General features: G+C 75.2%; 8 protein-coding genes. 3 read left to right on the top strand and 5 right to left on the bottom strand.

Going from position 1 to position 8,250, the window contains the following annotated elements; all coding sequences use genetic code 11:
* From AB0C69_RS33405 to AB0C69_RS33385, 5 genes are all read right to left on the bottom strand, one after another.
* On the bottom strand, window positions 1-787 hold a 787-nt coding region (locus AB0C69_RS33405; RefSeq protein ID WP_360358905.1), incomplete at its 3' end, for a type II secretion system F family protein.
* A gap of 19 nt (window positions 788-806) precedes the next feature.
* Window positions 807-2,108 carry an ATPase, T2SS/T4P/T4SS family gene (locus tag AB0C69_RS33400; RefSeq protein WP_345176800.1) on the bottom strand — a complete coding sequence of 434 codons (1,302 nt, stop codon included), beginning with the start codon at window positions 2,106-2,108 and terminating at the stop codon, window positions 807-809.
* Window positions 2,109-3,077 (bottom strand): hypothetical protein, encoded by a 969-nt coding sequence (locus AB0C69_RS33395; protein ID WP_345176798.1) that lies wholly within the window; start codon window positions 3,075-3,077, stop codon window positions 2,109-2,111. It lies immediately after the preceding gene.
* Window positions 3,078-3,079: 2 nt separating this feature from the next.
* Window positions 3,080-3,967, bottom strand: a complete 888-nt coding sequence (locus AB0C69_RS33390) for a hypothetical protein (protein ID WP_345176795.1) — start codon at window positions 3,965-3,967, stop codon at window positions 3,080-3,082.
* Window positions 3,968-4,193: 226 nt separating this feature from the next.
* On the bottom strand, window positions 4,194-4,895 hold the full coding sequence (locus AB0C69_RS33385) for a TetR/AcrR family transcriptional regulator (RefSeq protein WP_360358902.1): 702 nt from the start codon (window positions 4,893-4,895) through the stop codon (window positions 4,194-4,196).
* 179 nt (window positions 4,896-5,074) lie between these two features.
* On the opposite strand from AB0C69_RS33385, the gene AB0C69_RS33380 reads away from it, so the two are divergent.
* The 3 genes from AB0C69_RS33380 to AB0C69_RS33370 all read left to right on the top strand — a co-directional run.
* The gene (locus AB0C69_RS33380) at window positions 5,075-5,548 is read left to right on the top strand and encodes an SRPBCC family protein (protein ID WP_345176789.1); all 474 of its coding nucleotides are present in this window, start codon (window positions 5,075-5,077) and stop codon (window positions 5,546-5,548) included.
* Window positions 5,549-5,637: 89 nt separating this feature from the next.
* Complete coding sequence (locus tag AB0C69_RS33375) at window positions 5,638-6,579, top strand: NAD-dependent epimerase/dehydratase family protein (protein ID WP_360358900.1); 942 nt, start codon at window positions 5,638-5,640, stop codon at window positions 6,577-6,579.
* A 38-nt stretch (window positions 6,580-6,617) separates the two neighbouring features.
* A partial coding sequence (locus tag AB0C69_RS33370; RefSeq protein ID WP_360358898.1) for an FHA domain-containing protein occupies window positions 6,618-8,250 on the top strand: 1,633 nt, incomplete at its 3' end.

The raw sequence follows: 8,250 nt of genomic DNA, 5'->3' as shown, positions 1-8,250 counted from the left end.
AGGCGGCGCCGTACAGGGCGACGACGATGCAGAGGACGAGCTGCCCGAGGACGTCGTCGTACGGCTCGACGTAGGAGTGGTTGAACACGGCGAGCGCCAGGGCCGTCCCGACGGACACGGCGACGACGATCCGGACGCTGCGCCGGGTCGCGCGGCGGTCGGCCTCCACGCGGCGGCGCATGTCCAGCTCGGCGCGGGCCGAGTCGGCGAGGGCGCCCAGCATGTCGCGCAGCCCGGGGCCGCGCAGCTTGGCGTTCAGGATCAGCGCGGCGATCACCAGGTCGGCGGACGGGTCGTCCAGGTCGTCGGCGAACCGGCGCAGCGCCTCCGGCATCGGGACGCGGGTGTGCAGCCGGTCGACGAGGTTGCGCAGCGGCTGCTGGAGGGCCGGCGCGGCGGCGCGCTGGGAGGCGGGGATGGCCTGCTCCAGCCCGACGGCGCCGGCGATGGTGTCGCGGAGCGACTCCGTCCACGCGGCGAGGGCCTCCAGCCGCGCCATGCCCCTGCGCTCCTCGGCGGCGCCGCCCGCCAGGCCGTTCCAGGCGAGGACGAGCGCGCCGGTGCCGGCGGCGGCGATCGGCCAGCGCGTCACGATCAGCACGACGGCGCCGACGATGACGGCGAGGGCGGTGCGGGTGGTGAGGGTGCGGACCAGGTCCTCGCGGCTGCGGCCGCGGGCGGGCCCGCGGCGCGGCGGCAGCCCGCGCATCGCGACGATCAGCAGCAGGAGGCCGCCGCCGACCGCGGCGCCGGTGACGACGGCGAGCATCACGTCCGGCGCGTACATCAGCCGTCACCCCCGCGCGTCACCAGGAACCTCCGGCGGACGGGTCGTAGCCGTGCTCGACCAGGTCGGCGATGCACGCGATGGGCGCCGCGGGGACGGCGTACCCGGCGGGCCCGAGCGCGAAGATCTCCGAGGACAGCACGCGCCCGTCCACGCCGGTGACCTCCCGGACGCTGGCCACGTAGCGGCGCAGCCGGCCGCCGGAGGCGTAGTCGTTGCGCTTCTCGATGAACACCACGAAGTCGATCGCGCCCGCGATCAGCATGTGGGTCGCCTCGACCGGCAGCCGCTCCTCGGACTGGATCGCGTACGTGGCGACGCGGTTGAAGACCTCCGCCGAGGAGTTGGCGTGGATCGTCGACAGGGATCCGTCGTTGCCCTGCGTCATCGCGTTCAGCATCGTGACGATCTCGTCGCCGAGGACCTCGCCGACGATCACCCGGGACGGGTTCATCCGCAGCGACCGGCGGACCAGCTCGGCCATCGAGATCGCGCCCTGGCCCTCGGAGTTCGGCAGCCGCTGCTCGAACGCGACGCAGTTCGGGTGCAGCTCGGGGAACGCGTCGAGGCCGAGTTCGAGGGCGCGCTCGACGGTGATCAGCCGCTCGTGCGGCGGGATCTCGTTGGCGACGGCGCGCAGCAGCGTCGTCTTCCCCGCGTTGGTCGCGCCCGCGATCATGATGTTCTTGCGGGCGTGCACGGCGGCGCGGAAGAACTGCCCGACCTCCTGCGTGATCGTGCCGTTGCCGACCAGGTCGGCGAGGAACACCTTGCCGAGGCGGGCGCGGCGGATCGACAGCGCGGGGCGGACGGTCACGTCCATCACCGCCGACAGCCGCGACCCGTCCGGGAGCCGCAGGTCCAGCTGCGGGTTCGCGGTGTCGAACGGGCGCGAGGACAGCCCGCTGTAGGCGGCGAGGATCTGGATCAGCTCGACCAGCTCCTCGTCGCTCTCGGCGACGGGCTCGCCCATGGCCTCGCGGCCGTCGGCGTAGCCGAGGAACACGCGGTCGCAGCCGTTGATGTCGATGTTCTCGATCTCGGGGTCCTCCAGCAGCGGCTGGAGCCGGCCGACGCCGAACAGGGCCGCGTGCACGCCGGCGGCGAGGGCCTCCTCCTCTTCGGCGTTCGGCGGCCGGCGCCCCGAGGTGATCTCGCCGCGCGCGAACTCCTCCAGCACCTGGCCGATCAGGGCGCGGGCGAACTGCCGCTCGTCCTCCCCGGACATCGGCGGGAGCCCGTTGGCGGCGTCCAGCCGGCGCTGCCGGGCCAGCCGGTCGCCGACCTCCTGGCGGAGACGTTTGACCAGAGCGTGGTCCATCTAGCGCCTCCCCTCCTCGTGCCCGCCGCCCGCGGCCACGTGCGGCGCCTGCCGCGGCGGCGGCGGTCCCTGCGGCGGCTGCTCGGGCGGTCCCGGCGGGAGCGGGACGTCGTGCCCCGCGGGAGGCGCTCCGGGGGGCCCGGCGGGAGGCGCGGCGGAGACCGCGGCGGGCAGGCGCCCGACCAGGTCGGCGGCGACCTCGCGCGCCGACCGGATGAGCAGCGAACGGTCCAGCCGCCCGCCCCAGCTGCCGGACAGCAGGTCGGCGCCCTTCGGGTCGAGGGCCAGGCCGCCGAGGACGGTGACGTCCGGCGGCGGAGGGCCCTGCGCGGCGTCGGCGGCGCGGCCGCGCACCCCCGCGAGGATCCGGTCGACCTCGGCGATGGAGCCGCGGAAGTCGCGCGGGTCGGCGAGCACCAGCACGCCGACGGGCGGCCCGCCGCGCAGCTCCGCGGTCAGCGCGGCGACGCGCTCGCGCAGGTGGGCGACCTGCTCCAGGGTGGCCCTGGTGAGCAGGACGACGAGGTCGGCCTCGTGCATGAGGTCGATCAGCGGGCTGGCCGCGCCGAGCCGCCCGCAGTCGGCGATCACGTCGACGGGGGCGAGGCCGGCGAACGCCCGGCCGAGCGGCCCCCACAGCCACGTCATCGCGTGCGCCTGCTCGGCGTTGGTGACGCCGACGAGCACGTCGAGGCCGCCGGAGAGCCGCTGGCAGTGCTCGGCGACCTGGTCGGGGCGCAGCCCGCGGCGGGCCGTGGCGGCGAGGCTGAGCAGCCCGCGCGAGGGGTTGAGCATGCCGCCGTCGGCGTCGCCGTCCGGCTGGGCGGAGGGCAGCCGGTAGACCAGGTCGCCGCCCGCCTGGTCGCATTCGGCGACGAGTACGGGACGCGGCCACACGGCGCCGAGCGCGACCGCCGCGGTCGTGACGCCCGGCGCGCCCTTGTCGGCCGCCAGCGCGATGAGTGCCACCGTCAGTTACCGCCCGTGCCTGGGCCCGGGGTGCCGGCTCCGGGGGTGCCGGCTCCGGGAGTGCCGGCTCCGGGAGTGCCGGTTCCGGGGACGGGCTGGACGCCGTTGCCGCCGTCCGAGCCCTCGGGCGCCGCGGGCGGCACCGAGACGTTCGTGCCGGGCGGGAGCAGCGCGAGCGCGACCGTCCCGGCGGAGGCCGCCTGCGTCACCCGCGCCGCGTCGGCCGGGAGCACGGCGACGTCGACGCTCGTCTGCTCGGACCGCAGCCGCGTCGGGCCGCCGCCGTCCCCGGCGCCGACGTTCAGCACGACCGCGTCCCGCGCGAGGACGGTCCCGGCGCGCGGGCCGCCGCCCGTCCCGCCGCCGACCGCGAACAGGGTGACGTGCGCGCCGCGGGTGACGTTCCCGGAGGGCATCTGGCCCGGCTTGAGCGCGAGCCCGACGACGAGCCGGCCGCTGGTGGGCGCGTCGGCCGGGCTGATCATGGAGTTGGTCAGCAACGCGCCCTTCACCAGCGGGACGGCCGCGAAGTACCGGCTCACCTTCGCCCGCTCGGACCACTTGAGGTACTGGATGCCGGTGTCGCCGATCTGCACCTCTTCGAGGGCGCCCGCCGGGATCCGCTGCCCGGCCGCGACCGGCTGGGCGATGCGGATCGCCGAGACCCGCTCGCCGCTGGCCATCACGAGGTAGGCGCTGGCGAGGGCGCCGCCGAGGATCAGTAGCACCGCCAGCGCGGCGAGCGCCGGTCTGCGCTCGCGCGAGGACGCGGGGAGCCGCTGCCCTCCCGAGGTGCCGAGCCCCGACCGGCCGAGTCCCGTCCCGCCGGACGAGCCCGCCGCGCCGCCGCCGGAGATGGTCGACTGGTTGGCCTTCATCGCGCTGCCCACGCGCTCCTTCCCGCCCTGACCCGGCCCCGTCCCACCGGAGTCCGCGTCGTCGAGCGATCCATGCTCGCGGGGGCGGAGAGGTCACGTCAATGGATTCGCGGGAGCCGAGCGCCCCCATATCCGAGCACACGGCGATGACCTGCGAATTCACGGATCACATGGCCACTTACCACCAGTCACATCCGTCACTGACCCCCGGGCCGGACGGGCGGGAGGGCCCGTCCGGTCACGGTTTCAGGCCGATGAGGCGCGCGAGCAGGGTCGACGTGTGGTCGAAATAGGCGGCCCGTTCCTCGATCACGTTGTTGTACTGGCCGAACAATTCGAAGCTGACAGTCCCATACAAAGCGGCCCACGCGGTGAACGCCCGCGCCATGACGTCGCCGGGGACGTCCAGGGGGAGCATCGCGCGTGCGCGGGCCATGTCCTCGGCGATGGCGGCCGGCGGCGGGGGGCACGGCCCGGCGGGGTCGAGCTCCCCGGCGGCGTGCGCCTCGGCGACGATCCGCGCCATGACGACGGTGTCCCGCACGGCGGCGGGGACGGTCTCCTCCGGGGCCTTGTAGCCGGGGACCGGCGACCCGTAGAGCAGCGCGTACTCGTGCGGGTGCGCGAGGGCCCACTCCCGGACGGCGCGGCACACGGCGAGCCAGCGTCCGCCGTAGTGCTCCGCGCCGGCCCCGGCGTCGGCGCGCTCGACGGCCTCGCCGACCGCGTTGTAGCCGTCGATGATCAGCGCGGTCAGCAGGTCGTCGCGGCTCGGGAAGTACCGGTAGATCGCCGACGACACCATGCCCATCTCGCGGGCGACCGCGCGCAGGGACAGCCCCGCGGCGCCCTCGGTGGCGAGCTGCCGCCTCGCGATCTCGGTGATCTCCCGGACCATCTCCGCCCGGACCCGCTCGCGCGCCGTCTGCCCCGCGCTCATGCCCACCTCCTCGGGGACGGCCTTCCGCCGGCCCCTTCGTCCTGCCCGTCCTCCGGAGGCTAGCAGAGCGCCGTGCTCTTTTGAGAGCGACGAACTTGTTCGAGAGCACTGCTCTTGACAACACCGCTCTCCTCAGAGAGCATTGCTCTCATAACGGAGCACCGAACAAGGAGCCGGCCATGCGAAGCCTCACGACCCTGCACGACGACTACGCGCTGCGCGGACGCATCGACGACGCCGCGCCCGTCACCAGCGCCTCCACCGTCCTGATCGACGCGCCGGCCGCGCGGGTCTGGGAGGTCCTGGCCGACCTGCGCGGCTGGGAGGCCTGGGCGCCCGACTTCAGGCTCCGCGAGCTGGACGCCGTCGAGCCGGGCCGGGAGTTCCGCTGGAGCCAGGGCGGCACGCCCCTGCGGTCCCGCTTCGCCGTGGTCGACCCCGGCCGGGAGCTGAGCTGGACGGGCACCTTCCTCGCGCTCTACCGGGCCGTGGACCGGCTGGTCCTGGCCGACGAGGGCGGCCGGACCCGCGTGACCGTGCAGGAGTCGCTGGACGGTCCGCTGATCCGGCTGATCTACGGGGAGCACAAGCTCCGCGCGGGCCACGAGGCCCGGCTGGCCGCCCTCAAGGACCACGTCGAGGCCTCCGCCTGAGGCGGAGCGCGGAACACCGAGCACACACCACTGGGCACACACCACCGGGCACACACCACCGGGCACACACCACCGTCAGGGAGAGAACCATGGGCAAGCACGTGATCGTCGGAGCCGGGCAGGTCGGGACGCACCTCGCCGAACTGCTGACCGGGCGGGGGCACGACGTCGTCGTCGTGACCCGGTCCGGGTCGGGTCCGGACGGGGTCGAGCGGGTCGCGGCGGACGTCGCCGACCGGGACCGCCTCACCCGGATCGCCAAGGGGGCCGACGCGCTCTACAACTGCGTCAATCCGCGGTACCACCGGTGGACGCAGGACTGGCCGCCGATGGCCGCGTCCCTCCTCGGGACCGCCGAGGACACCGGGGCCGTCCTCGTGACGCTGAGCTGCCTGTACGGATACGGGCCGGTGGACGGGCCGATGACCGAGGACCTGCCGCTCGCCGCGACCGGCGCCAAGGGGCGGGTGCGGGCGAGGATGTGGAAGGACGCCCTGGCCGCGCACGAGGCGGGCCGCGCGAGGGTCACCGAGCTGCGCGGGTCCGACTACTACGGGCCGCGCAGCACCGACCAGGCCTACATCGGCGAGACGCGGTTCGTGAAGCCGCTGCTGGCGGGCAAGCGCGTCCTGTACTTCAGCGACCCGTCCGTCCCGCACGCGTGGACGTACCTGCCGGACGTCGCGCAGGCCCTCGCCATCGCCGGGACGGACGAGCGCGCCTGGGGGCGGCCCTGGCACGTCCCCACCGGCCCGGCGGTGTCCACGGTCGAGGTCGGGGAGCGGCTGTGCGAGAGCGCCGGAGCGCCGGCGCCGCGCATCAGCGAGGTTCCCCGCGCGGTCTTCAACGCGGCCGGGCTCCTCTCACCGATGCTCAGGGAGCTGCGGGAGACGCGGTACCAGTTCGACAAGCCCTACATCCTCGACTCCTCGGCCTTCGAGTCGACTTTCGGGATGGCCCCGACACCGCTGGACGACGCCCTGAAGGCGGTCGTGTCGGCTTCCCGGATGGCGGAGGGGACGGGTAATTAAGCTAGGCCCGGTTGTCCCGCGGACGTCGGAGGGCTCGGATGCGGATCTCGTTCACGGCGTTGACCGGCGGGGGCCCCCGCGACGTGGTGCTCAACCTCGACTCCGAGGCCACCGTGGACGGCGTCGCCCAGACGCTCGCCGCCACGCTGGACGGCCGTCCCGCGGTCCCCGCCCCGCGCTTCTCCAAGGACGCGCTGCTGTCCCGGGGCGCGCGCAAGGCCCTCTGGATGGACGGCCGGATGCTGGACCCGCAGGCGCTCGCCGTGAAGGAGCTGCGGGACGGCGCCGTCGTGGCGGTCGAGCGGCGCGGCGCCGCCGCGACCGTGCTGACCGAGCCGACCGGGCTGGTCGAGGTGCGCGTCGTCGGCGGCCCGGCCGCCGGGTCCGTGCACCGGCTGGGGCTCGGCGTCTGCACGATCGGGTCCGGGAACGACGTCGACGTGGTGCTGGACGACCCGTCCGTCCCGGCCCGGTCCCTGCGGCTGACGGTCGAGCGCACGGCCGTCCAGGTCGAGGCGTCCGCCCTGACGATGCAGGGGGCGGTCGTCCTGGACGGGACGCCCCTCGGCGCGAAGACGGCGTGGCCGATGGGAGCGCTGCTGACGGTGGGGGCCAGCGTGCTCGCCCTCGCGCCTTGCGCCGCCCCCGACACCCACCTGGAGCCCCTGCCTGAGGGCGGCCTCGCGTTCAACCGGCCGCCGCGGCTGAACCGGCCGCGGCGGGCGCGGACGCTGGAGGTGCCGAAGCGCCCCGAACGCAACCCGCGCGAGCGGCTCCGGCTCTTCGGCGCGCTGCTGTTCTCGGCGTTCGGGCTCGCCATGGCGTTCGGGCTCGGCCAGTGGTGGTGGGCGCTGTTCGCGCTGGCCTGGCCGGTGATGACGCTCGGCGAGTGGCTCGGCGACCGGATGCACGGCCGCAAGTCCTACAAGAAGTCGCTGAAGGAGTATCACCGCAAGGCGGGCGAGTTCGACGGCGAGCTGGAGCGGCTGCGGCGCGAGGACGAGGCCGAGCGCCGCGCGCTGCACCCCGACGCCGCCGAGGTCCTGCTCACCGCGACGGGCCCGCGGCGCCGCCTGTGGGAACGCCGCCGGGACGACCCCGACGTCCTGCACCTGCGGGTGGGCCTCGCCGACCTGCCCGCCCGCATCGAGCTGACCGGGGACGCCGAGCCGGCGGGCGGCGCCGGAGGCGAGCGGGCGGGGCGGGAGGGGCCGTCCTCCGACGGGCGCGGGCTCCGGGTCCCGAAGGCCCGGCAGGTCCCCGTGGTGCTGCCCCTCACCGAGCTGGGCGTCGTCGGGCTGACCGGGCCCCGGCACGCCTCGCGCGCCCTGGCCCGCTGGATGGTCGCGCAGGCCGCCGCCCTGCACAGCCCCCGCGACCTGGCCATCGTCGTGCTGTCCGCCGACCAGAACGCCGGGCACGAGTGGAACTGGGTGCGCTGGCTGCCGCACTGCGCGCCGCGCGAGGGCGAGGACTGCGTGGCCCTCGTCGGCACCGATCCCGAGTCGGCGGCGCACCGCGTCACCGAACTGGCGATCCGGGTGACCGAGCGGCGGCGGGCCGCGCAGGCCGAGTCGTCGTTCTTCGGCCAGGGCGGCCGGCCCGCCGACGGCGCGCCGTACAACATCCTGATCGTCCGGCGCCGGAGAGCGCGTCGGAGGGGACTTCTAC

Origin of the sequence: Actinomadura sp. NPDC048032 (assembly GCF_040653175.1) — a bacterium.
In the GTDB taxonomy this organism is placed as follows: domain Bacteria; phylum Actinomycetota; class Actinomycetes; order Streptosporangiales; family Streptosporangiaceae; genus Spirillospora; species Spirillospora verrucosospora.
This window is presented reverse-complemented; position numbering and strand designations above follow the sequence as displayed.

What these genes read in the sequence shown, in the direction of transcription:
- AB0C69_RS33385 (WP_360358902.1), bottom strand. Translation starts at nt 4,895, where the DNA reads ATGAGCGCGGGGCAGACGGCGCGCGAGCGGGTCCGGGCGGAGATGGTC.
- AB0C69_RS33400 (WP_345176800.1), bottom strand. Translation starts at nt 2,108, where the DNA reads ATGGACCACGCTCTGGTCAAACGTCTCCGCCAGGAGGTCGGCGACCGG.
- AB0C69_RS33380 (WP_345176789.1), top strand. Translation starts at nt 5,075, where the DNA reads ATGCGAAGCCTCACGACCCTGCACGACGACTACGCGCTGCGCGGACGC.
- AB0C69_RS33375 (WP_360358900.1), top strand. Translation starts at nt 5,638, where the DNA reads ATGGGCAAGCACGTGATCGTCGGAGCCGGGCAGGTCGGGACGCACCTC.